Origin of the sequence: Oricola sp., assembly GCF_022763245.1 — a bacterium.
GTDB lineage: Bacteria > Pseudomonadota > Alphaproteobacteria > Rhizobiales > Rhizobiaceae > Oricola.
Genome location: NZ_JALEGV010000040.1, coordinates 142,195 through 166,390 on the forward strand (window position 1 = coordinate 142,195; position 24,196 = coordinate 166,390).

28 protein-coding genes are annotated in these 24,196 nt (G+C 64.3%); 8 read left to right on the forward strand and 20 right to left on the reverse strand.

Features of this window, described 5'->3' with window-relative positions; genetic code table 11:
- Positions 1–6 precede the first annotated feature (6 nt).
- The 4 genes from MRY80_RS18060 to MRY80_RS18075 all read right to left on the reverse strand — a co-directional run bounded on the left by MRY80_RS18060 (position 7) and on the right by MRY80_RS18075 (position 3,920).
- On the reverse strand, positions 7–384 hold the full coding sequence (locus MRY80_RS18060) for a biopolymer transporter ExbD (RefSeq protein ID WP_293292461.1): 378 nt from the start codon (positions 382–384) through the stop codon (positions 7–9).
- Entirely contained in the window at positions 374–1,090 is a 717-nt protein-coding gene (locus MRY80_RS18065) for a MotA/TolQ/ExbB proton channel family protein (protein ID WP_293292462.1), read from the reverse strand. Before MRY80_RS18065 ends, MRY80_RS18060 begins: the two co-directional genes overlap by 11 nt.
- The gene (locus tag MRY80_RS18070; protein ID WP_293292463.1) at positions 1,087–1,497 is read right to left on the reverse strand and encodes a hypothetical protein; all 411 of its coding nucleotides are present in this window, start codon (positions 1,495–1,497) and stop codon (positions 1,087–1,089) included. The genes MRY80_RS18065 and MRY80_RS18070 overlap by 4 nt, the downstream gene beginning before the upstream one ends.
- Positions 1,498–1,781: 284 nt before the next feature.
- Positions 1,782–3,920, reverse strand: coding sequence for a TonB-dependent hemoglobin/transferrin/lactoferrin family receptor (locus MRY80_RS18075; protein ID WP_293292464.1), 2,139 nt, complete (start codon positions 3,918–3,920; stop codon positions 1,782–1,784).
- Positions 3,921–4,235: 315 nt separating this feature from the next.
- Here MRY80_RS18075 and MRY80_RS18080 point away from each other — a divergent pair, with 315 nt between their 5' ends.
- The 6 genes from MRY80_RS18080 to MRY80_RS18105 all read left to right on the forward strand — a co-directional run bounded on the left by MRY80_RS18080 (position 4,236) and on the right by MRY80_RS18105 (position 9,881).
- Positions 4,236–4,388 (forward strand): hemin uptake protein HemP, encoded by a 153-nt coding sequence (locus MRY80_RS18080; protein ID WP_346433414.1) that lies wholly within the window; start codon positions 4,236–4,238, stop codon positions 4,386–4,388.
- Between the two features lie 10 nt (positions 4,389–4,398).
- Complete coding sequence (locus MRY80_RS18085) at positions 4,399–5,457, forward strand: ChuX/HutX family heme-like substrate-binding protein (RefSeq protein ID WP_293292467.1); 1,059 nt, start codon at positions 4,399–4,401, stop codon at positions 5,455–5,457.
- Between the two features lie 8 nt (positions 5,458–5,465).
- A complete protein-coding gene (locus MRY80_RS18090; RefSeq protein WP_293292468.1) occupies positions 5,466–6,317 on the forward strand; it encodes an ABC transporter substrate-binding protein in 852 nt (283 codons plus the stop codon).
- The gene (locus tag MRY80_RS18095; protein ID WP_293292469.1) at positions 6,304–7,395 is read left to right on the forward strand and encodes an iron ABC transporter permease; all 1,092 of its coding nucleotides are present in this window, start codon (positions 6,304–6,306) and stop codon (positions 7,393–7,395) included. The genes MRY80_RS18090 and MRY80_RS18095 overlap by 14 nt, the downstream gene beginning before the upstream one ends.
- Before the next feature lie 8 nt (positions 7,396–7,403).
- Entirely contained in the window at positions 7,404–8,207 is an 804-nt protein-coding gene (locus MRY80_RS18100; protein WP_293292470.1) for a heme ABC transporter ATP-binding protein, read from the forward strand.
- Between the two features lie 120 nt (positions 8,208–8,327).
- Positions 8,328–9,881 (forward strand): FAD-dependent monooxygenase, encoded by a 1,554-nt coding sequence (locus MRY80_RS18105; protein ID WP_293292471.1) that lies wholly within the window; start codon positions 8,328–8,330, stop codon positions 9,879–9,881.
- 14 nt (positions 9,882–9,895) lie between these two features.
- Here the strand turns inward: MRY80_RS18105 and MRY80_RS18110 are convergent, their stop codons facing one another.
- The gene (locus MRY80_RS18110; RefSeq protein WP_293292472.1) at positions 9,896–10,618 is read right to left on the reverse strand and encodes a sulfite exporter TauE/SafE family protein; all 723 of its coding nucleotides are present in this window, start codon (positions 10,616–10,618) and stop codon (positions 9,896–9,898) included.
- 179 nt (positions 10,619–10,797) lie between these two features.
- On the opposite strand from MRY80_RS18110, the gene MRY80_RS18115 reads away from it, so the two are divergent.
- A complete protein-coding gene (locus tag MRY80_RS18115) occupies positions 10,798–11,139 on the forward strand; it encodes a metalloregulator ArsR/SmtB family transcription factor (RefSeq protein WP_293292473.1) in 342 nt (113 codons plus the stop codon).
- A 12-nt stretch (positions 11,140–11,151) separates the two neighbouring features.
- Here the strand turns inward: MRY80_RS18115 and MRY80_RS18120 are convergent, their stop codons facing one another.
- From MRY80_RS18120 to MRY80_RS18185, 14 genes are all read right to left on the reverse strand, one after another.
- A complete protein-coding gene (locus MRY80_RS18120) occupies positions 11,152–11,379 on the reverse strand; it encodes a sulfurtransferase TusA family protein (RefSeq protein WP_293292474.1) in 228 nt (75 codons plus the stop codon).
- Between the two features lie 110 nt (positions 11,380–11,489).
- Positions 11,490–11,984 carry a DsrE/DsrF/DrsH-like family protein gene (locus MRY80_RS18125; RefSeq protein ID WP_293292475.1) on the reverse strand — a complete coding sequence of 165 codons (495 nt, stop codon included), beginning with the start codon at positions 11,982–11,984 and terminating at the stop codon, positions 11,490–11,492.
- 34 nt (positions 11,985–12,018) lie between these two features.
- Complete coding sequence (locus MRY80_RS18130; RefSeq protein WP_293292476.1) at positions 12,019–12,462, reverse strand: glycine cleavage system protein H; 444 nt, start codon at positions 12,460–12,462, stop codon at positions 12,019–12,021.
- 19 nt (positions 12,463–12,481) lie between these two features.
- The gene (locus MRY80_RS18135; protein ID WP_293292477.1) at positions 12,482–12,955 is read right to left on the reverse strand and encodes a hypothetical protein; all 474 of its coding nucleotides are present in this window, start codon (positions 12,953–12,955) and stop codon (positions 12,482–12,484) included.
- A complete protein-coding gene (locus MRY80_RS18140) occupies positions 12,952–13,875 on the reverse strand; it encodes a CoB--CoM heterodisulfide reductase iron-sulfur subunit B family protein (RefSeq protein ID WP_293292478.1) in 924 nt (307 codons plus the stop codon). The genes MRY80_RS18135 and MRY80_RS18140 overlap by 4 nt, the downstream gene beginning before the upstream one ends.
- Positions 13,872–14,621, reverse strand: a complete 750-nt coding sequence (locus MRY80_RS18145) for a 4Fe-4S dicluster domain-containing protein (RefSeq protein ID WP_293292479.1) — start codon at positions 14,619–14,621, stop codon at positions 13,872–13,874. The genes MRY80_RS18140 and MRY80_RS18145 overlap by 4 nt, the downstream gene beginning before the upstream one ends.
- Positions 14,621–15,496 (reverse strand): hypothetical protein, encoded by an 876-nt coding sequence (locus tag MRY80_RS18150; RefSeq protein ID WP_293292480.1) that lies wholly within the window; start codon positions 15,494–15,496, stop codon positions 14,621–14,623. The genes MRY80_RS18145 and MRY80_RS18150 overlap by 1 nt, the downstream gene beginning before the upstream one ends.
- Positions 15,496–16,548: an FAD-dependent oxidoreductase gene (locus tag MRY80_RS18155; protein WP_293292481.1), complete on the reverse strand. Its 1,053-nt coding sequence runs from the start codon at positions 16,546–16,548 to the stop codon at positions 15,496–15,498. Before MRY80_RS18155 ends, MRY80_RS18150 begins: the two co-directional genes overlap by 1 nt.
- Positions 16,545–17,915: a heterodisulfide reductase-related iron-sulfur binding cluster gene (locus MRY80_RS18160; RefSeq protein ID WP_293292482.1), complete on the reverse strand. Its 1,371-nt coding sequence runs from the start codon at positions 17,913–17,915 to the stop codon at positions 16,545–16,547. Before MRY80_RS18160 ends, MRY80_RS18155 begins: the two co-directional genes overlap by 4 nt.
- A 43-nt stretch (positions 17,916–17,958) precedes the next feature.
- Positions 17,959–18,705, reverse strand: a complete 747-nt coding sequence (locus MRY80_RS18165) for a 4Fe-4S dicluster domain-containing protein (RefSeq protein WP_293292483.1) — start codon at positions 18,703–18,705, stop codon at positions 17,959–17,961.
- Between the two features lie 39 nt (positions 18,706–18,744).
- On the reverse strand, positions 18,745–19,125 hold the full coding sequence (locus MRY80_RS18170; RefSeq protein WP_293292484.1) for a DsrE/DsrF/DrsH-like family protein: 381 nt from the start codon (positions 19,123–19,125) through the stop codon (positions 18,745–18,747).
- A gap of 130 nt (positions 19,126–19,255) precedes the next feature.
- Positions 19,256–19,927, reverse strand: coding sequence for a hypothetical protein (locus tag MRY80_RS18175; protein WP_293292485.1), 672 nt, complete (start codon positions 19,925–19,927; stop codon positions 19,256–19,258).
- 23 nt (positions 19,928–19,950) lie between these two features.
- Positions 19,951–21,027, reverse strand: coding sequence for a lipoate protein ligase C-terminal domain-containing protein (locus MRY80_RS18180; protein ID WP_293292486.1), 1,077 nt, complete (start codon positions 21,025–21,027; stop codon positions 19,951–19,953).
- 112 nt (positions 21,028–21,139) lie between these two features.
- A complete protein-coding gene (locus MRY80_RS18185; protein ID WP_293292487.1) occupies positions 21,140–21,433 on the reverse strand; it encodes a hypothetical protein in 294 nt (97 codons plus the stop codon).
- A 134-nt stretch (positions 21,434–21,567) separates the two neighbouring features.
- On the opposite strand from MRY80_RS18185, the gene MRY80_RS18190 reads away from it, so the two are divergent.
- Positions 21,568–22,503 carry an endonuclease/exonuclease/phosphatase family protein gene (locus MRY80_RS18190; RefSeq protein ID WP_293292488.1) on the forward strand — a complete coding sequence of 312 codons (936 nt, stop codon included), beginning with the start codon at positions 21,568–21,570 and terminating at the stop codon, positions 22,501–22,503.
- 16 nt (positions 22,504–22,519) lie between these two features.
- Here the strand turns inward: MRY80_RS18190 and MRY80_RS18195 are convergent, their stop codons facing one another.
- On the reverse strand, positions 22,520–24,172 hold the full coding sequence (locus MRY80_RS18195) for a sulfatase-like hydrolase/transferase (RefSeq protein WP_293292489.1): 1,653 nt from the start codon (positions 24,170–24,172) through the stop codon (positions 22,520–22,522).
- Positions 24,173–24,196: the final 24 nt, after the last annotated feature.

The window sequence follows — 24,196 nt, forward strand, 5'->3', positions numbered from 1 at the left end:
GCCCCCTCACCGCAACACTGCGACCGACAGGTCGGGCACGGCGCGCAGCACCGCGTAGAGGTCGATGAAGCGCTGCGAATCCGTCGAGTCATCGAGCTTGAGGAGCACCGTGTTCGCGCCCGCTTCCGCCTGTTCGGCGAGTGCGGCCGAGACGTCGTCAAGCGCCGTCTCGCGGCCGTTGAGCAGGATGCGGCCGGCATCGAGGCGCAGATAGACCGGCGTTGCCGCCCTGCCCGCTCCGCCGCCCGGCGCGGTCAATTCGATCTCGCCGAACCGCGTGAAGGTCGAGGACAGCATGAAGAACAGCAGCAGCAGGAAGATGACGTCGATCAGCGACGTCATCGAGATCGCGCTGCGCCTCCGCTCGGCACCGTCAAGCCGCATGGGACGCGAACTGGCTTGCCGGCGAAACCGCCGACTGCGGCAGCGCCTGCCCCGACCGCGCGAGCGGCGCGGGATTGAGGACGATCGTCAAGGCGCGTTCCAGCATCGCGCTCTCGCGCGCCACGCGGCTTTCGAACCAAGTCAGGAAGAGCGATGTCGGCATCGCGACGGCGAGCCCGACGGCCGTGGTCAGCAAGGCCACCCAGATGCCGCCGGCGAGAAGCGAAGGATCGACGCTGTTGCCGGCCTCCTGCAGCTTCTGGAACGCCTGGATCATGCCGATGACCGTGCCGAACAGGCCGATCAGGGGCGACACCTGCGCGATCGCGTCGAGCGCGCGGAAGCTGGATCGCAACCGCGCCAGATAGGCCGAAGCCTCGACGCGCAACCGTTCGGAAACGGCTTCCTTGTCGTCCGGCGCGGCGTTCAGAACCGTCGCCATGGCCTGCCAGATCAGGCGGGACGCGCCGCTGCGGCTGGCGGCGAGATCGTCGAGCGCGATCCGGTGGCCGCCGGCGAGCCAATGCGCCAGCGCGCGCTCCGCCGTTCTATGCCGGCCGACGCCGGAGGCGACGAACTGCCAGGCCTTCAGGATGACGAGCGTCGCCGCGATGACCGAGACCGCGAGCAGGACCGTGACGACCGGACCGCCGAGCGCCAGGAAGTCGACGATGCGCGCAAGCGTATCGCTGATCACGGCGCTCATCCGGCAATCTCCGCGTCGGTCTTGGAAGTCAGTTCGAGACCGTCGACGCATTCCGCGCCCGAAAGGCCCTCGCCCTCGCAGGCGGCGGCGCCGTTGATCAGCACCTGCCCGATCGATCCGCACTCGGTGTTGTCGAGATCGAACTGGCGCACGCGCTTGCGGCCGGCCGGCAGGGCCTGGAAATCGAACAGCGTGAGACGGTCGACGACGCCCTGGGTGTCGATCAGCACGGTTTCGAAGGACAGCGCCGCAAGATCGGTCCCGAGGCGGTTTTCCGCCAGGAACACGATGCGGCAGGCGCTTGCCTGTTGCTGAAGGGCATTGAGTTCGAGTAAGAGAGTCGGGACCGGCGCATTGTCCTGCGAGAAGGCCGGTCCCGACATGGCAAGGACGCACGCCAGGCTCATCGCGGCCCTGATTTGTCTGACGTGGGAGTGTCGCCCTGCCTGTTTCATTTCATTCCATCCTTCTTGCCGTGACGTTGCGCCCTTCGGGGCGGCGGCACGGTGATTGTCTCAGTGCGGTTTCCGCGAACCCGGCAAGATGGAACCGGAAAACCTGACAATTACGATCATGTATTTTCACTAGGAAACATGATCAAACGAGTCAAGTTTAATCCACCCAATGCGCGCCGGTTTTTCGAGATTTCCGGTGCCCGGCGATCGCTCGCCGGACACGCAAGGCGCATCGATCAGAAGCGCTGGGTGAGCGAGACCTTGAAGGTCCGGCCCGGCTCCGAATAGTAGGCCATGGGCTGTGCCGAGGAAGACGTCAGGTCGACGTCGCGCCACTTGACCGCGTCGTAGTATTCCTCGTCGAAGAGGTTGTAGACGCCGCCCGCGATGCGCAGGCCTTCCAGACGCGCGGGTTCCCACCAGCCGGTCAGGTTGACGATCCCGTAGCCTTCCGGCTTGAACGACGCGGTGGAGTCCTCGTCGACGGACGCAACGCCGATCAGGCGCAGATCGGTCCCCCAGCTCTCGGCCTCGTATCCGAGACCGAGGATGCCCTTCATCGGCGCGATGGAGTCGATCTGTTCGCCGGTTTCCCGGTCCTCGCCATAGGCATAGGCGACCGCGGCGCTCACCGAGAAGCCGTTGGCGAACTTCCGGTGCGCGTCCGCCTCGAAACCGTAGATGCGGACGCGATCCAGGTTCTCGTAATAGGTCGTGCCATAGGGGAAGTTGACCGGATCATCCATCACGGTCTGGGAGTCGATGAAGTTGCGGTAGGTGTTGTAGAACGCCGTGACGCGGCCGCCGAGCGCCTCGTCGCCGAAGGTCGCGCCGATCTCGAAGCCGTTGCTGGTTTCCGGCTCGAGATCCGGATTGCCGATCGTCCGATAGGCGCCATCGGTTTCGTAGGTCAGGTAGAGCTCGTTGACGTTGGGCGACTTGAAGCCCATCGACCACTGCGCGAAGAGGTTGAGCGCGGGATCGACCTCGTATTCGGCGCGGAGCTTCGGCGAGAATTGGTAGTCGCTGCGCGCTTCCGGCAGATCGGCGTCGTAGCCGTCCGTTTCCTTCGGCGAATAGTCGTACCAGTCGAACCGGACGCCCGGCGTCAGGCTGATCGGTCCGCCGCCGAAGGTGATCGTGTCATCGACGAACACGCCCAGCCGCAGAGCATCGACATTGGGCATGTCGGGTGCGTTGGCGTGAAGGAAGCCGCAGCTATAGGGCGGCGGCGAGATCTCGTCGCACGAATCCTCGCCATAGGTGAACTGGGTGAATTTCGACGACGAGAAGGCGCCGCCAACCGTCACGTCGTGGGAGGTGGACCCCGCTTCGTAGCGGTTCTCGGCAGACCCGGTCACGCCGAACGCCCGCTCCTTCATCTCGTTTTCGCGCCCATAGGCACCCGGCACCGAGTTGCTGGGCGCACGTTCGCCCCAACGCCCGGACACCGAAAGCAGGTCCTGCCAGTAGAATTTCAGGTCGGCACGATCGACAATGCTGGATGACGGATCCGGCGCCTCGTAGCTGTAGTCGAGCGAAATGCGGTCGCGCTTCTTCTCCTTGTTGCCGTCGAGCTCGACATAGGTCGCACTCAGGTCGGTGTAGAGAATGGAGTCGCTGTCCTCGTGGTAGCGCTCTGCCGTGACACCGACGGTGTGACCGCCCTCGATGTCGTGACGGAGCTTGAAGATCATGTTGTACTGGTCGAAATCCTTCGGGTTCGGCAAGGAACGGACGCTGCCTTCACCGCCGACGGTGCCCTTGTTGTCCGTCTCGTGCCCGTAAGTATAGGCGCCCTGGAACAACACCGAGGTATCGCCGGAGCGGCCCGCGATCGCCAGCGTTCCGTTCAGCGACTCGTCCTTGCTGTCATAGGCCGTACGGACGAAGCCGCCGAAATTCTTGCCGTCTTCGATCAGGTCGGCGGCTTCCAGCGTCCGCAGGAGCAAGGCGCCGCCCAGAGCGCCCGAACCGGCACGGCTCGAATCGGCACCGCGCATGATGTTGACGTCCGAGAGCGCCGAGAAATCGAAGGTGTCGATGCCGCCATCCGCATTGATGTCGTCGCGGACACCGAGGGAAAGGTAGCTGATCGGAATGCCGTCGATCGTCGTCAGGACGCGGTCGGCCTCGAGCCCGCGGATGTTGATCCCGTGACCCTCCGAACCGACATTGACACCCGGCTCGGTCGTATTGCCGAGATCCTCGAGGCTCGTGATCTGATTGTCTTCGATTTCCTCGGCCGTCGTTTCCGTCGCCGTCGGCGCATCGGCCGGCGAACCCACGGTCGCGCCACGGCCGATCAGGATGAGTTTCTGAAGAAGCGTCGGCTCACCTGTTGCGGCGTCCTGCGCCAGAATCGGCGTCGCCATGCATGTCGCGCACAGCACTACGCTGCTCGCCAAAATCGCGGATTTGCGTCCCACCAGCCCCATTTTTTTCTCCTTGGATGTCGGGAAGTCGGCTGGCTGGCGATAGCTTGCTGGCGCGGTCATCGTGAACGGTCGTTTTATAACTTGACACATTCAGTCATGTATTGCATCCGATAGAAAACATGACGACGGGTGTCAAGTTTGATTTTGATACCTTTTTTCGCCCAGCCAGCGCCGCAGCGAGCCAGGCACGCAACACGCAACAGATCGACGAAGATGATGGAGCAAGACAGCAACAAGCTGGGCGCGGAAACGATGGACAAGGCTGAGAGAACCACCATTGACGGAAAGACCGTCTACGAAAGCAGCAACCTTTTCAGAGGCTCGACCGAAATCGGCATCGAGCATGAAGGCGCGATCTATCGATTGAAGATCACGCGTCAGGGCAAACTGATCCTGAACAAGTGAGACCCAGACGATGACGATCGCAACTCCGCTGACATTTGAAGACATCCGCGCCGCCCAGGCGGCAGACCCGAAGACCCGCGAGCGCGACCTCGCCGCCAAACTTGGCATCTCGGAGGGCGAATTCACCGCCGCCTTCGAAGGACATGGCGTCACCCGGCTTCAACCGGACCTCGACCTGATCTTCCCGCGCCTGGAACAGATCGGCGAACTGATGGCGCTCAGCCGCAACGAACATGCCGTTCATGAAAAGATCGGCGTCTACGACAAATACCAGTCCCGCGAGCGGGTGCCGATGGTCCTCGGCAAGGTGATGGACCTGCGCCTCTTCAAGGCGCACTGGGTGCATGCCTTCGCGGTCGAGAAGCCTGCCGGCGACACTGTCAAACGCAGCCTTCAGTTCTTCGACGCGCATGGCGACGCGGTGCACAAGATCCATTGCCGCGCATCGAGCGACCTCGACGCCTGGCAGAAGCTGGTGACCGACTTGCGGCTGCCGGCCGACGCTTCGGTACCCGGGTTCGCGCCTCCGGCCCAGAGGGCGGCAGTTCCCGAACCGGACGACAACCAGATTGCCGAACTGCGTCAGCGCTGGGCGGCGATCGAGGACACGCACGAATTTCAAGGCATGATCGCGCGCCTCGGCTTCAAGCGCCTGCAGGCGATCCGCGTGATGGGGGATGAATTCACCTGGCGCGTCGGCGACGATGCGATGGAGACGGTGCTCACGGGCGCCGCAGCCGGCGCCGTGCCGCTGATGGTCTTCGTGCGCAATCCAGGCATCCTGCAGATCCATTCCGGACCGGTCGTCAACATCAAGCGCACCGGTGACTGGCTGAATGTCATGGATCCGGATTTCCACCTGCATCTGCGCACCACGGCCATATGCGAATGCTGGGCCATCCGCCGTCCGAGCAAGGACGGCGACGTTCTCTCGGTGGAAGCCTATGACGCCGACGGCAACCGCATCCTGCTCATCAACGGCATTCCCGGCGAGACGCAGGCCAACCGGCCGGACTGGATCAATCTGGTGCGAAGCCTGCCGTGTCACGATTCGGCGGTGGCAGCATGAGACGCCCGATGAAGACCCTTCTTGCATCCCTCGCCGTTTCGGCCGTCGCCATTTTCGGTGCGCATGCCGACCCGTCATCGCAGCGCGTCCTGTCCATCGGCGGCGCCGTCACCGAGATCGTCTACGCCCTCGGAGAAGACGGACGGCTGATCGGGCGCGATTCCACCAGCACCTACCCCGCGGCCGCGCGGGAACTGCCGGATGTCGGCTACATGCGGGCACTTGCGCCCGAGGGCGTCCTGTCGATCGAACCGGACCTCATCCTCGCGCATGAGGGCAGCGGACCGACCGAAGCGATCGACGTCCTGAAATCCGCCAGCGTCGACTATGTCGAAGTGCCGGGCGGCTTCAGCGCCGCAGGCATCGACGAGGCCATTCGCGTCGTCGCCGAAGCGCTCGGCGTCGATGCCAAGGGCGATGCGATGCGCGCCGACATCGCCGCGCAGATGGACGCGCTGGCCGAAAGCGTCGGGACTATCGCGGAGAAGAAGCGCGTGCTGTTCATCCTGTCGATGCAGGACGGCCGGGTGCTCGCATCCGGAACCGGGACCGCCGCGGACGGCATTCTCGCCCTCGCCGGCGCGCAGAACGCTATCCTCGATTTCCAGGGCTACAAACAGCTGACCGACGAAGCGATCATCACCGCCAATCCGGACGCGATCCTGATGATGGACCGTGGCGGTGGCCATGCCGCCGACAGCGCCACCGTCCTCGGCCATCCCGCCCTGGCGGCGACACAGGCGGCAAAGGACGGCGCCCTGATCCGGATGGACGGATCATATCTCCTCGGTTTCGGTCCCCGCACCGCCGATGCCGCGCTCGATCTGGCCAAGGCGCTCTACGGCAATGACCTTCGCTGACGTCCTGTCCACGGTCCAGGCCGGTCGCCGCAGCGACGGCGACCGGTCGGCGCTTGCCCGGACGAGCATCGCCGTCCTTGCGGCGCTGCTGGTCCTCTCGTTCTTCTTCAGCCTTGCCTCCGGAGCGTCGGACGCCTCGGCATGGCAGGTCTTCCTTGAAGCTGCGGGGCTGCACACCGGCACTTTGCAGCTGAGCGACCGGATCATCGTGTTCGACATCCGCCTGCCCCGCGCCGTTCTCGGCGTGCTGATCGGCGCGTCGCTGGCCGTGTCCGGCGCGGTGATGCAGGGGCTGTTCAGGAACCCGCTGGCCGATCCCGGCATCGTCGGCGTCACGGCCGGCGCCAGCCTGGGCGCCGTGAGCTTCATCGTTCTCGGCGCGACCGCGCTCGCCCCGGTTTCCGCCCTGCTCGGCCTCTATGCGATCCCGACCGGCGCGTTTCTCGGCGGGCTGGCGATCACGCTGCTCCTCTACCGCGTCGCCACCCGGCGCGGCCAGACATCCGTCGCGACGATGCTTCTCGCCGGAATCGCGCTCGCCGCGCTCGCCATGGCGGTGACCGGCGTGCTGATTTTCCATGCCGACGACCAGCAATTGCGGGATCTCACCTTCTGGGGCCTCGGCTCGCTCGCCGGAGCGACATGGACGCGCAACCTGATGGCCGCGCCGCTGATCCTGCCCGCCCTGGCCGGCACGATGCTGATCGCCCGGCAGTTGAACACGCTCGCCCTCGGCGAAGGCGCGGCGCGTCACCTCGGCACCGATCCGCAGCGCATCAAGATGATCTCCATCGTCTGCGTCGCGGCCGCGACCGGCGCGTCGGTCGCGGTTTCGGGCGGTATCGGCTTTGTCGGCATCGTGGTGCCGCATCTGCTGCGCCTCGTGATCGGCCCCGACCACCGCTACCTCCTGCCGGCTTCCGCCCTGCTCGGCGCGATCCTGCTGCTGTTCGCCGACGCGATCGCCCGCCAGATCGTCGCGCCTGCCGAATTGCCGATCGGCATCGTCACCGCGCTCGCCGGCGCCCCGTTCTTCCTGTGGATCCTGCTGCGCAAGCGCGGCATCCTCGATCTCTAGGCCGTCCCATGCTCATCGCTGAAAAGCTCGAAGTCTGGCTCGGCCGACATCGCATCCTGTCCGGCGTCGATCTACGGGCCAGACCCGGCGAACTCGTCGTCGTGATCGGCCCGAACGGCTCCGGCAAGACGACGCTGATGCGTGCGCTCTCCGGCGACCTGGACTATGCAGGCAGCGCCCATCTGCACGGTCGCGAAATCGCGCGCGCCAGGCCCGGCGACCTCGCCGCGATGCGTGGCGTGCTGCCGCAGCACTCGACGCTCTCCTTCCCGTTCACCGTGCGTGAAATCGTGCGGCTCGGCCTACGCGAAGGAGCGACCGACGCCGGTTCATCGATCGTCCCGGCGGCGCTCGACCGGGTGGACCTGTCGGGTTTCGAGGGACGCATGTACCAGGAGCTGTCCGGCGGAGAACAGCAGCGCGTGCAATTGGCCCGCGTGCTGTGCCAGGTCTGGTCGCCCGTGGTCGACGACATGGCGCGGTACCTGTTCCTCGACGAGCCGGTGTCGAGCCTCGACATCCGCCACCAGATCCAGATCATGGAGGTCGCGCGCGACTTCGCGCAGCGGGGCGGCGGCGTGCTGGCCATCCTGCACGATCTGAACCTGACGGCGATGTATGCCGATCACGTCGTGCTGCTCAGGAACGGCGCAGTCCATGCGGAGGGCAAGCCCGAGGCGGTGCTGACCGATGGAAATCTCCGGGCTGTCTATGACTGTCCCCTGTCGGTGAACCGCCCGCCGGCGCCGGGCCAGGTGTTCGTGTTGCCGCATGGCGCTCGCGGCGACGCCGGCGCCGACGCGGCACGGTAAGGCATCTGCCGGCGGCCACGATGCCCTGCCCTGCATGACCTCCCATTTTCATCCGCCGGTCTCTGTTCTTTCGCCCCTCACGCGGCTATCTGAACGGCGAAACGAAAAGCGGGGATGACGATGAAGACGACACAAGTGGCGATTGTCGGCGGCGGACCGGTCGGGCTGGGACTGGCCATCGACCTCGGGCAGCGCGGGATCGACGTGGTCGTCCTCGAGAAATACAAGACCATCCACCGGATTCCGAAGGGCCAGAACCTCACGCAGCGAACCGGCGAGCATTTCCAGGCGTGGGGCATATACGAAGCCATGAAGCAGGCGGTCCGCATTCCGTCGCAGTTCGGCACCGGCGGCCTGACCGCCTATGGCACCCTGCTTGGCGAGTATCATTACGACTGGCTGATCCGCAGCGACGTGCGCAGTTTCTACGCCGCCGACAATCTGCGGCTTCCCCAGTACGATCTGGAGGGGACGCTGCGCGAGCGGGTCGCGATGCTGGACAATGTCGAGACGCGCTATGGCGACACGGTCGAAGCGATCCGTGACGCGGGCGACGGCGTCGTGCTGCAGGTGGCCAACGGCACGGACGGCACCAGGGAACTGCGGGCCGAATATGTCATCGGGTGCGACGGCGCGCGGTCCATGGTGCGCGAGAGCGCGAAGCTGCCGCAGTCGCTGAAATCGCATTTCCGCCGCATGGTGCTGGCGGTGTTCCGCTCCGACGAACTGAACACCCTGCTCGAGCGCTATCCCGGCAAGTCCTATTTCAACGTGCTCAGCCCGGAGAAGGAAGGCTACTGGCAGTTCTTCGGACGCGTGGAACTCGGCACATGGTTCTTTCACACGACCGTGCCGGAGGATTCCACCGTCGAGACGATCGACCTCGGGGCTCATCTGGCGAAGGCGATCGGCCAGGAGATCGCGTTCGAGACGGAATATCTCGGATTCTGGGACCTGCGGATCGCCATCGCCGACACCTATCGAAACGACCGGATCTTCATCGCCGGCGACGCGGCGCACAGCCACCCGCCCTATGGCGGCTACGGCGTCAACAACGGCTTCGAGGACGTGCGCAACCTGGCCTGGAAGCTGGAAGCCAGGCTGAAGGGCTATGGAACGGAAGCCCTGCTCGACAGCTATTCGACGGAACGCCAGCCCGTCTTCACCTCCACCGCCGACGACTTCATCGTGCGCATGATCGAAAGCGATCGGGATTTCGTGGCGCAGTTCACTCCGGACACGGACAGGGCGGCCTTCGAGGCGGAATGGGCAAGGCGCGCGGAACTGACCAAGCGCGACGTGGACCACTATTGCCCGAACTATGCGGGCTCTCCCGTCGTCACCGGCGGGACGGGATCCTCAAGCGCGGTGGGCGCGCACCTTCACAGCGCGCGGCCCGGCTTTCTGCTGCCGCCCAAGGACGACGTGACGGAGCGGCTCGGTTCGGGCTTCAACCTGGTGACGGTGGGCGATCAGGCCGACGCCGTTGCTGCCTTCCGCTCCGAAGCCGATCGGCTGGGCATTCCGCTCAACGTGGTCGAGATGCCGGCGACGGACGGCACGACCGCGTGGGACGCCAGCCTGATCCTGCTGCGCCCCGACCGTTTCGTCGCCGCCTGCGGCGCGGACCTTGACGCTGCCGACGTCCTGGGAAGAGCGATCGGACGCGGCTGACGTGCCGGGCCGGATCACATGGTCCAGCCCTTGTAGATCAGCCGGACCGCGATCAGCGACACCAGGATGCGGAACAGCTTGCGGAACAGTTCCTCGGACACGTGGTGCGTGACGTGCCGGCCGGTCCAGGTGCCAGCAAAGCCCGCCACCGAGGCCATCACGATGTGCGGCACGTAGTCGAAATAGCTGAAGCCGTGGCTGACATAGCCGGTCACCTTCATCGCATCGAGCATGATCAGGCAGGCAGCGAGCGTTCCGGTGATCTGCAGTTTCAGCAGTCCGGTGCGCAGGATGAAGGGCTGCAGGACGCCACCGACGCCGAACAGCGCGCCGAGAAAACTGTGCGCGATGCCGATGAAGAAGAACGGATGCCTGATCGGCAGCGGGCGCTTCCATTTCGGCATCCAGATCAGGACGAGCAGCACGCAGCCGAGCAGGACCGAGATCGTCGCCTCGGGCAGTTCGGCGAAGGCGCGCGTTCCGAAATAGACGCCGAACAGGCAACCGAAGACAAACAGGCCGACGATGCGCCACTGAATGTGCTGCCAGAAATAGCCGATCCGCGCCACGAGCGAGACCGCCGCGAAGGCCGATTGCAGCGGCACGGCGGCCGAGATGGGCAGCACCCAGACACTGACCAGCAGCATGATGTAGACGCCGCCGGTCGCGAACGCCGCATTGACAAAAGACGCCGCGAAACTGCCCAGTGTGATGGCCAGAAGGGTATGGTCGATCATGAAGGAAGTGCTCCCGGATGGGGGCTCCTTAGCGGGATTGACCGGGTGGAGCAATCGAAGACACCCGCTGCCCCTGGGGCACCCGATCAATCCGTCGGCATGGCGGCGCTTCGAGGCGCGCGCCTTGCGTTCCGCCGGCCGCGTGCTAGATAATATGGAAGATTCACGGCAGCAGAAACATGAGTTCAGCGGACACTATCGCCATGCAAGCGGACGCGCAGGAACAGGCCGTCTCCGGCCAGATGCTGGAGAATGCGGCGCTGACGACGCAATATCTGAAGTCGCTCGCGCATCCGGCGCGGCTCGTGATCCTCTGCCGTCTTGCCGAGGGCCCGATCAGCGTCGGCGAACTGGAGAGCATGCTCGAATTGCCCCAGGCCGCCGTGTCCAAGCAACTTGCGCGCCTGCGCGAAGACGGGCTGGTCGATTGCCGGCGCGAGGGACGGTCGATCGTCTACATGCTCGCGGACGACAGAACGCGCAGAATCATCCGCGCGCTCTATGACGAATTCTGCAGCTGAGACCGGCAGGCCCTAGTTCAGGTTCTTGATCAGGAAGACGTAGGTTCCGCCCTCCTGGCGCGATTCGAGCAGTTCATTGCCCGTCGAACGGCAGAAGGCCTCGAAATCCTTCACCGAACCCGGATCGGTCGCCTGCACTTCCAGCGTCCCGCCGGTCGGCACTTCCTTGAGCGCCTTCTTCGCGCGCAGAATGGGCAACGGGCAGTTCAGCCCTTTTGCGTCGAGAACCTGGTCGGCCATTTTTCCTCCTTTGCGGGCGATCGCCCTTTAGCCTGTTGATTTGGTCTTTTCGATTGTCCGGGTCAAGCCGATGGCATCGGCGGAACGGACTTTCCCGCCCCGCCAATCATTCAGATGTAGAGGTTGATGTCGGTCTTCGACGCGACTTCGATATAGGTCGCCGCGCCGCCGAGCGACGGGCCGTCGATCATGTCCTCGCGCTTGTATTCGAACAGGTCCATGGTCATCTGGCAGGCGATCATGTTGACGTCCGCTTCCACGGCAAGTTCGCGCAGATCCTCGATGGAGGCGACACCCTTCTTCTTGATCAGGTTCTTCATCATGCCGGTCGCCATGCCGTCGACGCCGGGCAGCGCCGAGACGATGTTCGGCATCGCCATGTGCATGCCCATCATCGGCATTTCCATGGCCGGATTGCCCAGCGTCGAGATCTTCAGGTTCAGATCCTTCTTCAGAAGGCCGAGGCCGTAGAAGGTGAAGAACATCGTCACTTCCAGCCCCATCGCGGCGGCGGTCGTCGCCAGGATGAAGGGCGGATAGGCCCAGTCGAGCGTGCCCTTGGTCACGATCATCGACATCGACTTGGCGTTGGTTTCACTGCTCATTTTCGTTTCTCCCCGGCAGGACGGCCGGCCATGTTCAAGCCGCTGCGCAGCCCTCGAATTCATCGGCGGCCATCTTGGCCTCGTAGGGTCCGGCCACGTCCGAGCCAGGGGTCAGCGATGCGGCGGCGCCCGGGTCGGTCGGCCTGACCTTCACCATCCAGCCCGCCCCGTAAGTGTCGGAATTTGCGAGCGACGGATTGCCGGCCAGTTCCTCGTTGGCCTCGATGATCTCGGCCTCGAAACCGATCTTGGCGGGGCCGACCCATTTGCCGGATTCCACCGTCGCGACGGACTTGCCTTCCTTGATCGTCTTGCCCGCCTTCTTGGCGGTGAAGGCGACGAGCTGGCCGGCCATGCCGATCGCGATCATCGTCATGCCGACGGTCAGGGTTCCGTCGCCATTGTCGCGATACCAGAGATTGTTGCCGACGTCGTAGAGCAGATCGTCGGGAAGTTCACAGCCACGAACAACGGGCATGTCGTGCCTCCTTTTGCGGTTACGCCGATTCGGCGATTGGATTGAGCGTTTCGGGCTGACGGACCGGTCGCGACGAACAGCAGAATTCGCCCAGGCCGGCTTCCTGCAGCTTGCCGCCGATGAACAGCGCGAGATGCGCCACGACCATCGCGCCAAGACGAAGAGTGCGCGCGACATCCGGCGATGCCGGATCGTGCAGGATCAGGTTTCGGTGATAGACGACTTCGCGGCAGGTTTCGCGGCAGGCGTTGAAGCTCGGATCGCCCTTCGCGCCCTGGCGATGCAGCGCGAGGAGCCGGAACCCCTCGACCTCGCCGTCCGCCGGTGCCCTGCCCTTCGACGCCAGCCAGGCGAGCAGCACCGCCTCGCCCAGTTCGAGAAGCTCATCGGCGAGCGCCGTCGCATCGCGCGACAGCGCGTCATCGGTCATCGCGACAATCGCGTCGGCCCGCTGCTGCACATCGTCGATCGAGAGAAGCGCTGCGCCGCTCATGCCAGCCCCTTTTCCCTGATCAGCGGCATGGCGTCGGAGAAGTTTTCCTGCACGCCGACGGCCTTGGGCTTCAAGCCGAGCGCCATGCCGAGAAGCTGGGTGAAATAGAGGATCTTCACGCTCGTCTTGCGGCCGAGCACCTTCTCGGCGCGGACCTGGTGCATCTCCAGCCCGGTGTGACAGGTCGGGCATTCGGTCGCGATCACGTCGGCGCCGCAGGCCTCGGCCGTGGTGAGAAGATTGAGCACCAGCTTGGTCGAGGTGTCGCTGTCCGACAGCGCATGCGCGCCGCCGCAGCAGGCGGTCTTGAGCGGGTAATCGACATTCTCCGCGCCGGCGGCCGCCAGGATCTCGTCCATGAAATGCGGCTTCGATGTGGATTCGGTGCCCGGCCCCTTGTCCTTTTCGGGGAAGATGTGGCGCGGCCTCGTGTACATGCAGCCATAGTAGTTGGCGACCTTCAGGCCCTTCAGCGAGTTCTTCACGCGCTGGCGGATGCCTTCCTCACCGATGGAATGCTTGATCCAGTCGAGCGCGTGGATCGTCTCCACCTTGCCGCTTTCATAGGTCGCGTGGCCGGCCTTGCTGCTCAGCCGCTCGTTGACCTCGCGCGACGGCTCGTCATTGGCGAGATCGTATTCGGCCTTCTTCAGATTGTGGTAGCAGCCATTGCAGGGCGCCATCACGGTGTCGAAGCCCATGTCGTCGGCGATCGAGAGGTTGCGCGCCGACAGATAGGTCTGCAGCTTCGGGTCGATGTTCTTGACCTCCATCGCGCCGCAGCAGTTCCAGTTCTTCAGCTCGACCAGATCGAGACCGAGCTTCTTGCCGACCGCCTTGGTGGAGCGGTTGTAGGCATGGCCCGTGCCTTCCAGCGCGCAACCGGGGTAATAGGCGACCTTCTGATACTTGCCGGTCATTGTTCCGCTCCCTTCGCGTCGAGACCGAGCGCCTTGCGGTTGGATTGTTCGACTTCCTCGACATAGGCGTTGATCGCGTCGCGCGCCCTGCCCCAACCGCTCGTCTTCGGGCGAAACACCGTCGCCAGCCCGAGTCGGACCATGTAGAGGACCGGGAACTTCCGCATGAGCCCCTTTACCAGGGCCACCAGCCAGGGCTGCGTCAGCGGCTGGTTGGTGCCCTTGAAGAACTGGCGCAGGACCAGGCCGTCCTCGATCTTGCCGGTCTCGAAGACCTGATGGGAAAAGGCCTCGTCGAAGATCATCGAGGGCTTCTTCTCGGTGTGACCCTTCAGTTCGAGCCAATGGGCGGTCGCCTTCATCACCCCTTCCGGGTTGACGTCGCGCGGGCAGGCATAGGTGCATTTGTTGCAGGACACGCACTGCCAGATGATGTCCTTGTCGCGCAGCAGTTCCGATTCCATCCCCATGCGGATCAGGTAGATCCAGTAGCGCGGATTGAAATCCGGATTGATGGCGTTGACCGTGCAGGCATTGGTGCAGGAGCCGCATTGCCAGCAACGGTGGATGTTCTCGCCGCCGCCGAGCGCTGCGATTTCTTCCTGCATCTCCTCATTGTAGTCGCTGACGGCCCGGGTCTCGATGAAGGTCGACCAGTGGCCCGACACGTCGACGCCGTCGATGACAAGTTCCTCGTGCTCGACGAGGTTCTCCGGCCGGATCAGGGACTTCTCGTGAATCGGCATCAGGATGCCTCCGTATGTGGAATCCGCGGCTGTTCGCCCAGCACATGTGCGGTGCCGTCGATCAGCTTCAGGCGCGTGCGGCCGGTTTCGGTGTCCACGGCGTCGAGGCCGAGCATGCGGCGCGTATGCGCCATCGGATCGCCGGTGCTGGAGAAATCGGAACGCAGATACTGACCGCCGCGATCGTTGATGTAGGCGGCATAGACATGGGCGAGCAGCAGGTCTGCATAGAACGACAGGTCGCGGAAGACGCCGTTCTCCTTCAGGAAACCGTCGAGTTCATCGCCGAGCTTGGCGAAGGTCCGGTAGTCGTCCTCAACCTCGATACGCGCGAGATCGACATCGTCGGCGAACCAGATTTCGCGCAGCGCGCCCGTGCCGACACGGCGGTCCCAGACCCAGCGCGTCATCAGCGGATAACGATCGGGCGCGACGAAGTGCAGGATCTCAGCCCCCAGATCGCGCACCCAGCGATGCTCGCGATCGGCCGGGAAAGCCATCACGAAATCGCGCAGCCGCCGGTCGGCCGTATCGACATCCGACCACCCGTCCAGCAGGTCGACGATCCGCTTGTGCAGGCGCTCGAACCCGTTCGCGCCAAGCCACGGCCCGACGCGACGGCGCACCGGCGTGATGAAGGCGGCGAGATCGAGGAACTCCTGCTCGGTCATCTCGGCGACACGGCCCTTGCCGAGCACTTCCTCGAACAGCGACGCCTTGAGCGCCAGCGCGCCGACATAGCGCTCCACGCCGCCGGTCGCTTCCGCCGACTCGATCAGGTGCTCCAGCGCCCGGCGCAGCCGCGGACCGGAGAGGTCCAAGACCGGGCCTTTCGGTTCGGGCGCCGCGGCCGGCTTGCGCGCCAGGCCGAACATTATTCGGCGGCCTCCATGACCCGGTTGCGCGGCATGTTCAACGCCGCCATGGCCGCGGCTTGTCCCTGGGCGATGGAGTCGTCGATCGTTTCCGGCCCGGACGCCGATCCGGCGACGAACACACCCGGCCGGTTGGTCTCGGCCAGATGCGCGTAGGTCGAGGCCTTGTCGATGTAGCCGTATTTGTTCAGCTTGACGTCGAAGACCGCCGACAGGGTCATGTTGTCGACATTCGGGTCCATGCCGATCGCATGCACGACCATGTCGAAGGGGATCGAGATCGGCCGCTTGACCAGCGTGTCCTCGCCCTTCACCAGCAGGCGCTTGCCGTCGGACGTCACCTCGGCGATGCGGGCCTTGATGTACTTGACCTTGTACTCTTCCTGGCTGCCCCAATAATATTCGCCCTCGTAGAGGCCGAAGGTGCGGATATCCATGTAGTAGATGTAGACGTTGCAGTTCGGCAGCGCCTCGCGGATTTCCATGGCGATGTTGGCCGAGACCGTGCAGCAAATCTTGGAGCACCATTCGCGGCCGATCTGGCGGTCGCGCGAGCCGACGCAGAGGAGAATCGCGACGCGGTCCGGCGCACGCCCGTCCGACGGGCATTTCACCCCTGCGCCCGAGGACAGCATCTGTTCCACCTGGGTCGTGGTGACGACGTCGGGATAGGTGCCGAACCCCCATTCCGGCTTGTTGACGCTGTCGAAATGGGTGAACCCGGTCGCGAGGATCGCAGCGTCCGCCTCGACGGTCGTTCCGTCCTTCAAGGTCGCGACGAAGTCGCCCGGATTGCCGGCGAACGTATCGACGGAGGCGCCCAGGCGGATGTCCACGTTTTCACGGTTCTCGACGCGCGTCACCATTCCGCCGATCGCGTCCTTGGCCCATTCATGGCTCGGCACCAGCCGGGCATAGCCAGACAGGATCGGCGCGCCGCCGAGACGATCCTCCTTTTCGACCAGGACCACCTTCTGACCGGCGGACGCCACCGCATGCGCGGCCGACAGGCCGGCGGGGCCACCGCCGACGATGAGAACGGGCTTGCTCATTCAGCGCCTCCCGCAAGAGCTTTCGGTTTGACGTAGCCGGGGCCTGACGTGATGGCGCGCTTCGGGTCGTAAAGCGTCTCGATGCGGCCGGCCTTGACCTCGTCGAGATAGCTTTCGAATTCCGCCTTCGCCTTCTCCCAGTCGATGCCCATCTTCTCCAGCAGCGTCTCGAAGGGCGATGCGTGCCAGTGCAGCTGGGCCAGCTTGTAGGGGTGCGCGCCGCAGGCCAGCGCAGCGAACTGGCAATCGGCCATGATCGGCAGCGCATAGACCTTGTCGACGGCCTTGCCGATCCACTGGTTCTTGTCGAGCGTGGTGATGCAGCCGGTGTCGTGACCGATCATCACGTCGGCGCGGGCTTCCTCGACCGCGACACGCACCTTGCGGTCGATGGCGAAAGAGCGGGTGAATTCGCGCTCGCCGATGATGTGGCGGAAGCCGAAGCCGCAGCAATCGTACCAGGTCGAATAGTCGATCACGTTCGCGCCGAGCGTCTCGAGCAGGCCGGTGGTCACCGCGACCCGGTTTCCGTCCAGAACCGTGTCGTCATAGATCACGTCTTCCGGAACCATCTTGTAGACGTGGCAGGCCGGATGCACCGTCGAGCGGATGCCGCTGACGTCGACCGTCTGGTGCTCCTTGATCCGGTCGCGCACGACATGCAGCCACTCGGAGTAATGGACGATCTCTTCGGGGATCAGCAGCTTGCCGTCGACGAGGCGGCCGAGCTTGGCGAGGATCTTGCGCACTTCTTCACGCAGCTCTGCAGAATGCAGAAGGAAGCCTCTGATTTCCTTGTAGTTTCCGAACGACGTTCCGCAGTGGACGAGCGGGTAGTAGGTGCCTTCGGGCAGCCCCTGCGACTTGGCCGAGACATAGGCCTGGTGGAAATTGCGCAGAAACACGGCGGCCAGCGACACGACGTTGCCGATGCCGGAGCCGTGATAGTTCCAGGCCGTGCACGAGGTCTGATCGGTCTCGTCGAGATAGGCGACGTCGAGCTTGTTCATCAGCCAGAGGACCGAACTCGGATAGCCCGGGATGTTGCCGCACTGGCCGCAGGATTTGTGATGCCACAGATTGTTGGTCGGGATCTTCTTGTCCCAGCCATAGAGCGTCTTGGCGATGACGGGATCGTTGTGGTCGCCCACCCGGTGGACGAGGATTTCCCCGTCCTTCTCGAGCTGCCACATGATGTCGCGCACGTCTTCCTTGCGCTCTTTCGACGTCAGCAGCGCCCGCTTGTCGATCCTGGTCTCGACCCAATCCGTGGCGCGGCGCGCCTCCTCAGGCGTCAGCTTGCTGGCCTGCCAGTCGGCGCCAAAGCCGCCATAGGCGCCCTTCCCGATGTCCTGTTCGTTTGCCATGCCTTCACTCCTCCGGCATCGTTGGCGAGACGGTTACCCCGCCTCAGTCGTCATCGTCCTCGTCGTCGTCTTCATTGTCCTCGAGCCACTCCTCCCACTCCTCGCGCTTCTCATCCATCACGTCGGACACCACGTCGAAGAGGTTCTCGTCGACGGTTTCCAACTGGTCGAGAACGCCTGTGGCCTCCCAGATCGTGTAGAGCTCGACGGAGGTTTTCAGATTGACCTCCCAGGCCGTGTCTAGCGTGTGCATGGTCGGCATCGGAATGGCCTTGCGCAGGATGTTGAGCGGCGCGTCGACCTTGGCCACGTTCGGGCCCCAGTCCGGGAACGCCTCCTTGGTGATCATGTTAGGAGCGAGCTGGTTGCCGGTCGAAATCACCTTCAGGAGGACGCGGCTGAACGGCCGCAGCACTTCCTTGGCCGACTCCATCTCATGCTTGATCGCCACTTCGCGCATGATCATCACGAGCCCGCCCGGAGAGTTCTCGAACGGGCAGCGCGCGGCGCAGGTGTAGCACTGGGCGCAGGCCCAGATCTTCTCCTGCATGGCGTCGTAGATGCCCTCGAGATTTTCTGTCCACAGAAGCTGGACGATCTCGCGCGGCGAATAGTCGTAATAATGGGCCGACGGGCAGGTCGCGGTGCAGATGCCGCAGTTCAAACATCCATGAATTTCATGGTCATAGACGGCATGGCTGCGAATGTCGTCGAAGATCTCCTCCAGCTTCTCCCGCGGCACGGCGGGCGCTTCGGAGATCGGGTCGCTGATCTGGGCGTGTGCGGTCAAAGTCTCCTCCAGTCAACCGTTTGCCCGCTCGGTGGTGGCCTAGTAGGTCAGCACCTTTGCGTCGTCATTCTCCATGATCTCCTCGATCACCTTCGCACCCCCGACGATGCCCTCGCATTCGGGAATGAGGTCGTCTTCCGTCATGTCGAACAGGTCGAGATTGGGCGAGCAGCAGAAGAACTTCGCGCCCGCCTCATGCGCGTCCTTGATGAAGTCGTAGACGGTCTTCGGCGAGCCCGGCTTGACGACGAGCTTCTCGGCGACGCCCTTCTTCATCAACTGGCCGGCGGTGGCGGTGCAGATGACCTCGACCTCGTAGTCCATCGCCGCCGCGACGGTGGCCTGGAAAAACGGTGCGCCCAATTCCTCACCGTTTCTCGGATCGGTATTCACCATGACGATAATGAGCTTGTCCGCCATGTCTCTCTCCCTGTGGTCGCGAGCGCCTCCGAACTCTTTGCGGTTCGTTACAGCATGGATCGCATGCCAAAAATGATACATGTCAAAAATGGAATATGCAAACGCGATTTCGTCGCGGAACGAAAGGCGGTCACATGAGGCCGGCGTGGCGGACAATGCCGACCATCAAGGTCGAGAGCGCGCCGGCCACCGCTTGCTGGGCCTCGCCGAGCGCTTGCAGCGCCTCCACGGTGTTGTCGGGCGTTTCGGAGAATTCCATGATCACGTCCTCGGCCATGCCGCGCTTCATTCCTGGGTGTCCGAGAAAGCCGAGGCAATTCCCCCGAAGCGAAAACACCAGCGGCTCGCCCTGCCCGTCGCGCGCCAGGACCTCCGCATCCGCCGGCAGAACCGGCCGATCACGCAGATAGCAGGCCAAGGGGAACTGATCCGGCATATGGCCGCCGAGCAACCCGGCACGGACGGCATGCGCGATCGGCACCTCGAAACGCAGCGGCGCCTCTTCCGCGCCGCCGCCCGCCGCAACCGCCAGGATGACCGCGCCGAGGCCCAGCCCGACCACGGGCAGACCGGCATCGAGAAACCCCTTCGTCAGGCGCATCTCCGGCCCCATGGAGGGCAGCAGATGGCCGCTCACCATGCCATACGGCCCGCCGCCCAGCAGGATCAGCCCGTCAAACCCCTCCGGGCTCGCGGGGACTGTCCCGCCTGAGGCGAACGGGCGCTGATAGAGGAAACGCACATTGCGCCCCTCGAGATGGTCCTCCATGAGGCCGAGATATTCGGCCTCGGTATGCTGCATGACGCAAACTGTCCGCATGGCGATCAGATCGACGGATGCGCCGCCGATACGATCGCGGTGGCGATGTCCGCGCCGGCGACGCCGGGCATTTCGACGCCGAGGCGCTTCATCGCTTCATCGGCGGCCTGCGCCAATTGCTCCTGATCGACGGCGACCCCCGCCAATGCGCCGGCAAGCCGGTCGATGCCGTCTGGCGGCAGGCAGGTGAAATCGCCCGAGATCATCAGATCCTCGACCGTCTTGTCGCGCGCCAAAAGGTGCACTCGGATGAGCCCACCGGGCGCCTTGTGCGCGCTCTCGGTCAGATGCGTGCCCTCTGAGATCTTCACCCCCATCTCGACCAACTTGCGCCCCTGCATGTAGGTCCATGACGGGTCGCTCAGCGAGGCCTCTGCCTTGTCGATCGCCGCAAGCTCCTCGGCCGTCGGCTGATCCTCGACCGGCTCGACCTTCAGCACCTCCGCGCAATTGGCGAGGAACATCGCCTTCAGCGTGTCGCGCGCCGGCGCCTCCGGCAGTTCCTTCGCCATGGTCGTCATGTAGTCGTCCAGCGTCTGGCGCAGCTTGTCGCGGAACTTCTCGCTCGGCACCTTCAGGCAGCGAGCCATCGTCTCGGTGTCGAAATCATACATGAAGCTGCCGACCATCAACGTCGCCTCGCCGATCGACGCGGCTCCGGTTCCACCGATCTTTCGGCCATTCACCTGGATGTCGTTGATCGGCCGATACGCCGCTTGCACGCCGAGCTGGTTGTACGTCCGCACGACCGGCTCGATGAACATCGGGTAGAGATTGGCGGCGAATTCCGGCGCCTTGCCGCTCGGATAGATGAAGTGGGTGAAGAGCTGGTTCTCGTCGAGATAGACCGCCCCGCCGCCGACATGCCTGCGATAGACCGGCAGGTTCTGCGCCTTGCAGTAGTCCTCGTCGACTTCCTTGGCGATCTCCTGGTGCATCCCGATGCAGACATAGGGCGTCTCGGGCGACACCAGGCACAACACGGGATCGCTGTCCGCCGTTATCGTCTCGGCAATGCCGTGATAGACGGCCTGGCTGCGCAGCGCCGACACCTTTCCGAAGTCGAATACCCGAAGTCTCATAGGTTCCTCCCTTGAGAGCCGCGCGGCCGCGCGGCGTCACGAGCGAGTTTCGCCAGACACGCGGCAATGTCAAATACACATTACGGAAATGGCATATTTCGTGCGAAAGATGTCAGTACAGCGTGTGCCAGGGATGCTGCGCCGGTGTCGCTTCCGGATGCGCCTTCAGGAAGTGGTGCAGGACATGGAGCAAGGTGCGGACATGGGCGCCGTCGCCGCGTTGCTGCGCCTCGCGGATGTCATCGACGATCATCCGGCAGATGTCCTCGGAACCGTGGTCCTTGTGCGCCAGATACTGTGCATAGGCGATCGCCGCCATTTCAGGCATGTGCTCGTGTTCGGCAATGGCGAGCACTTCCTCTTCAGTCAGATCACAGAAGCCGAGGCAGTCTTCGAGCGAGATCATGGCCGATTAGACCATGAAATCCGGTTCTTGGACAGTCTGCGCACCGCTTGCCGCGACAATCCGCGCGTGACATGCACGCAAGGCGCATTCCACAATGGATCGCGGACACGCTCCAAGGACACGACCGAAGCCCGATGCGCATCGCGACATTCAACGTGCAGAACCTGCGCCTGCGCCATTCGCAGGACGGGGACATCCTCAGCGGCGCGCGCGACCGCGACGAGCCGGTCGTGGAGAGCGCGGCCGCCTATGCGGTGGACACGATCGACAGGCGGCTGACCGCCGAGATCTTGCGCCGCGCCGACGCGGACATCGTGGCGCTGCAGGAGGTCTTCGACCAGGAGACGCTCGACTATTTTCACGAGCGGTTCCTGCTGCCCTGCGGCGCGGCCGCCTATCCTCACCGCATCTGCCTGCCGGGCAATGACGGGCGGGGCTTCGACGTCGCCCTCATGAGCCGGACCGAGCCCGACGAGGTCGCAAACCACGCCGCGCTGACCGTCGCAGAGGTCGGGCTGGACGTCCTGCCGGGACGCGATCCGGGGGAGCCCGTCTTCCGGCGCGATTGCCTGAGCGCCCGGTTCGGGTCGCTGACGGTGTTCGTCTGCCACTTCAAGGCGCCCTACCCGGACCCGGACATCGCATGGTTCGTGCGGCGTCAGGAGGCCCTTGCCGTCCGCTGGTTGATCGAGCGCCGGTTTGCCGATCCGCGCGGCGCCTCATGGATGGTGCTGGGCGACCTCAACGAGCCTGCCGAAGAGCCGCGCGGCGAGCGTGCGGTCGCGCCGCTTCTCACGGATTTCGCGGTCGACCTGACGCAGCGCGTCGCGCCGGAGCGTCGCTGGTCCTATCACATGGAGGAGACGGGCATCTACTCGCGCCCGGACGCGCTGCTGGCGTCGCCGGCGCTGGCATCCGCCTTTCCTGACGCCAAGCCGTTCTACCTGCGCGAGGGGCTCGGGCACGACACGCCGCGCTTCTCGGGCGAACGCCTCGCCGGCGTCGGCTACCGCCGGCCGCACGCCAGCGACCACGCCGCCCTTGCCATTGACCTGGAAGGGCTGGCGTGACCGTTCGCCAAAGGTCTCAGCCGGCCTTGCCGCGATATTTGACCGTCAGTTCCGGATCAACTTCGCTGCCGTCATAGAGGCCGAGCAGGATGCCCATGCGGCGCGACCGGCCCCGCTTGGATATGATATCGTCGTCGGAAATCGCGGTTCGCTGCGCCATGCGCCGCGACCAGACCGCAAGACGCTCATACATCATGTCGACCACGCCGGCATGTTCAGCGCTCTCGCCGAGATCGACGAATTCCTGCGGGTCGTTCTGCATGTCGAAGAGCATCGGCCGCATGCCGCCCTCGGCGTGCATGAATTTCCATCGCTTGTCGGCGATCATGAACAGGCGCGCGTCGCGGGGCGCGACACCCAGCTTCACCGCCATCGGCGTCGCCGAATAGTCATACTCGCTGACGACGAAATCACGCCACGCCTCGGGTTTCTCGCCACGCAGGAAGGGCGCGAGCGACCGGCCCTCGACGATGTGGTCCGGCACCTTGCCGCCCGCAGCCTCGATGAAGGTCGCGGCCAGATCGATGCCCTCGACCAGTTCGTCGCAGACGGTGCCGCGCGTCGCGTCGGCATCAGCAGACGGATCGTAGACGATCAGCGGCACCTTGACCGACTGCTCGTGGAACAGATCCTTTTCGCCCAGCCAGTGATCGCCCAGATAATCGCCATGGTCGGAGGTCAGCACGATCATCGTGTCGTCGATCCGGCCCGTGTCCTCCAGGAACTTCATCAGGCGCCCGAGTTCGTCGTCGCACTGCTTGATCAGGCCCATATAGGCGGGAATGACCTTTTCGCGCACCTCGTCGCGCGAGAAGGCCTGGCCGATGGCGTTGCCCATGAAGGCCCCGTAGACCGGGTGCGGCGCCTCGCGCTCGTCCGGATGGCGCACGGCCGGCAGGATCTGGTTGCGGCCATACATGTCGTGATACGGCGCCGGCACGATATAGGGCCAGTGCGGCTTGATGTAAGACAGATGGCACATCCACGGCGCGGGATCGTCGTCGCGCGCGCCGAGGAACTCGATCATCCGATCCGTCAGCCAGGGCGTCTCGGAATCGGCTTTGTCGATATTGGCCGGCTGGTCGGCGTGTTTCATGAACCAGCCCGACGCAAGGTCGCCATCCTCGGTGACGCCGGAATTGGCGAAATCGTGCCAGGGGTTGCCTCCCGCATATCCCTTCGATTTCAGGAATTCGTTGTAGGGGGAGCGCTTGGCGTCGTAGAAGCCGTCCGGCCCCTCTCCCCACAGGCCGTCGTCGCGGATGAAGACATCGAAGCCGCATTCCGAAACGCGCGCGCCGATGACGCCGTCGCGGGCGATGCCGAGACGGTTCATGCCCTCCTCGTCGACCTTCATGTGTGTCTTGCCGATCAGCCAGGACTGCATGCCGAGCTTGCGCAAATGGTCGCCGACCGTCTGCTCGCCGACCTTCAGCGGAAAATTGTTCCAGGCCGCGCCATGGCTGCTGACATAGCGGCCGGTATAGGTGCTCATCCGCGACGAGCCGCACACCGGCGACTGCACATAGCAGCGGGTGAAGCGCACGCCGCGCGCCGCCAGCGCGTCCATATGCGGCGTTTCCAGCCAGGGATGACCGGCACAGCTCAAATAATCGAACCGGAGTTGGTCATACATGATGAAGAGAATGTTGCGGATCTTGCGCGCCATCGGAAACCAATATCGATCGTGTCA

What these genes read in the sequence shown, in the direction of transcription:
- MRY80_RS18175 (WP_293292485.1), bottom strand. Translation starts at nt 19,927, where the DNA reads ATGCAGCATACCGAGGCCGAATATCTCGGCCTCATGGAGGACCATCTC.
- MRY80_RS18140 (WP_293292478.1), bottom strand. Translation starts at nt 13,875, where the DNA reads ATGACCGGCAAGTATCAGAAGGTCGCCTATTACCCCGGTTGCGCGCTG.
- MRY80_RS18155 (WP_293292481.1), bottom strand. Translation starts at nt 16,548, where the DNA reads ATGAGCAAGCCCGTTCTCATCGTCGGCGGTGGCCCCGCCGGCCTGTCG.
- MRY80_RS18190 (WP_293292488.1), top strand. Translation starts at nt 21,568, where the DNA reads ATGCGCATCGCGACATTCAACGTGCAGAACCTGCGCCTGCGCCATTCG.
- MRY80_RS18195 (WP_293292489.1), bottom strand. Translation starts at nt 24,172, where the DNA reads ATGGCGCGCAAGATCCGCAACATTCTCTTCATCATGTATGACCAACTC.
- MRY80_RS18135 (WP_293292477.1), bottom strand. Translation starts at nt 12,955, where the DNA reads ATGAGCGGCGCAGCGCTTCTCTCGATCGACGATGTGCAGCAGCGGGCC.
- MRY80_RS18145 (WP_293292479.1), bottom strand. Translation starts at nt 14,621, where the DNA reads ATGCCGATTCACGAGAAGTCCCTGATCCGGCCGGAGAACCTCGTCGAG.
- MRY80_RS18120 (WP_293292474.1), bottom strand. Translation starts at nt 11,379, where the DNA reads ATGGCCGACCAGGTTCTCGACGCAAAAGGGCTGAACTGCCCGTTGCCC.
- MRY80_RS18185 (WP_293292487.1), bottom strand. Translation starts at nt 21,433, where the DNA reads ATGATCTCGCTCGAAGACTGCCTCGGCTTCTGTGATCTGACTGAAGAG.
- MRY80_RS18085 (WP_293292467.1), top strand. Translation starts at nt 4,399, where the DNA reads ATGACGATCGCAACTCCGCTGACATTTGAAGACATCCGCGCCGCCCAG.
- MRY80_RS18130 (WP_293292476.1), bottom strand. Translation starts at nt 12,462, where the DNA reads ATGCCCGTTGTTCGTGGCTGTGAACTTCCCGACGATCTGCTCTACGAC.
- MRY80_RS18095 (WP_293292469.1), top strand. Translation starts at nt 6,304, where the DNA reads ATGACCTTCGCTGACGTCCTGTCCACGGTCCAGGCCGGTCGCCGCAGC.
- MRY80_RS18170 (WP_293292484.1), bottom strand. Translation starts at nt 19,125, where the DNA reads ATGGCGGACAAGCTCATTATCGTCATGGTGAATACCGATCCGAGAAAC.
- MRY80_RS18160 (WP_293292482.1), bottom strand. Translation starts at nt 17,915, where the DNA reads ATGGCAAACGAACAGGACATCGGGAAGGGCGCCTATGGCGGCTTTGGC.
- MRY80_RS18080 (WP_346433414.1), top strand. Translation starts at nt 4,236, where the DNA reads ATGGACAAGGCTGAGAGAACCACCATTGACGGAAAGACCGTCTACGAA.
- MRY80_RS18090 (WP_293292468.1), top strand. Translation starts at nt 5,466, where the DNA reads ATGAAGACCCTTCTTGCATCCCTCGCCGTTTCGGCCGTCGCCATTTTC.
- MRY80_RS18180 (WP_293292486.1), bottom strand. Translation starts at nt 21,027, where the DNA reads ATGAGACTTCGGGTATTCGACTTCGGAAAGGTGTCGGCGCTGCGCAGC.
- MRY80_RS18150 (WP_293292480.1), bottom strand. Translation starts at nt 15,496, where the DNA reads ATGTTCGGCCTGGCGCGCAAGCCGGCCGCGGCGCCCGAACCGAAAGGC.
- MRY80_RS18065 (WP_293292462.1), bottom strand. Translation starts at nt 1,090, where the DNA reads ATGAGCGCCGTGATCAGCGATACGCTTGCGCGCATCGTCGACTTCCTG.
- MRY80_RS18070 (WP_293292463.1), bottom strand. Translation starts at nt 1,497, where the DNA reads ATGAGCCTGGCGTGCGTCCTTGCCATGTCGGGACCGGCCTTCTCGCAG.
- MRY80_RS18100 (WP_293292470.1), top strand. Translation starts at nt 7,404, where the DNA reads ATGCTCATCGCTGAAAAGCTCGAAGTCTGGCTCGGCCGACATCGCATC.
- MRY80_RS18115 (WP_293292473.1), top strand. Translation starts at nt 10,798, where the DNA reads ATGAGTTCAGCGGACACTATCGCCATGCAAGCGGACGCGCAGGAACAG.
- MRY80_RS18060 (WP_293292461.1), bottom strand. Translation starts at nt 384, where the DNA reads ATGCGGCTTGACGGTGCCGAGCGGAGGCGCAGCGCGATCTCGATGACG.
- MRY80_RS18110 (WP_293292472.1), bottom strand. Translation starts at nt 10,618, where the DNA reads ATGATCGACCATACCCTTCTGGCCATCACACTGGGCAGTTTCGCGGCG.
- MRY80_RS18125 (WP_293292475.1), bottom strand. Translation starts at nt 11,984, where the DNA reads ATGAGCAGTGAAACCAACGCCAAGTCGATGTCGATGATCGTGACCAAG.
- MRY80_RS18075 (WP_293292464.1), bottom strand. Translation starts at nt 3,920, where the DNA reads ATGGCGACGCCGATTCTGGCGCAGGACGCCGCAACAGGTGAGCCGACG.
- MRY80_RS18105 (WP_293292471.1), top strand. Translation starts at nt 8,328, where the DNA reads ATGAAGACGACACAAGTGGCGATTGTCGGCGGCGGACCGGTCGGGCTG.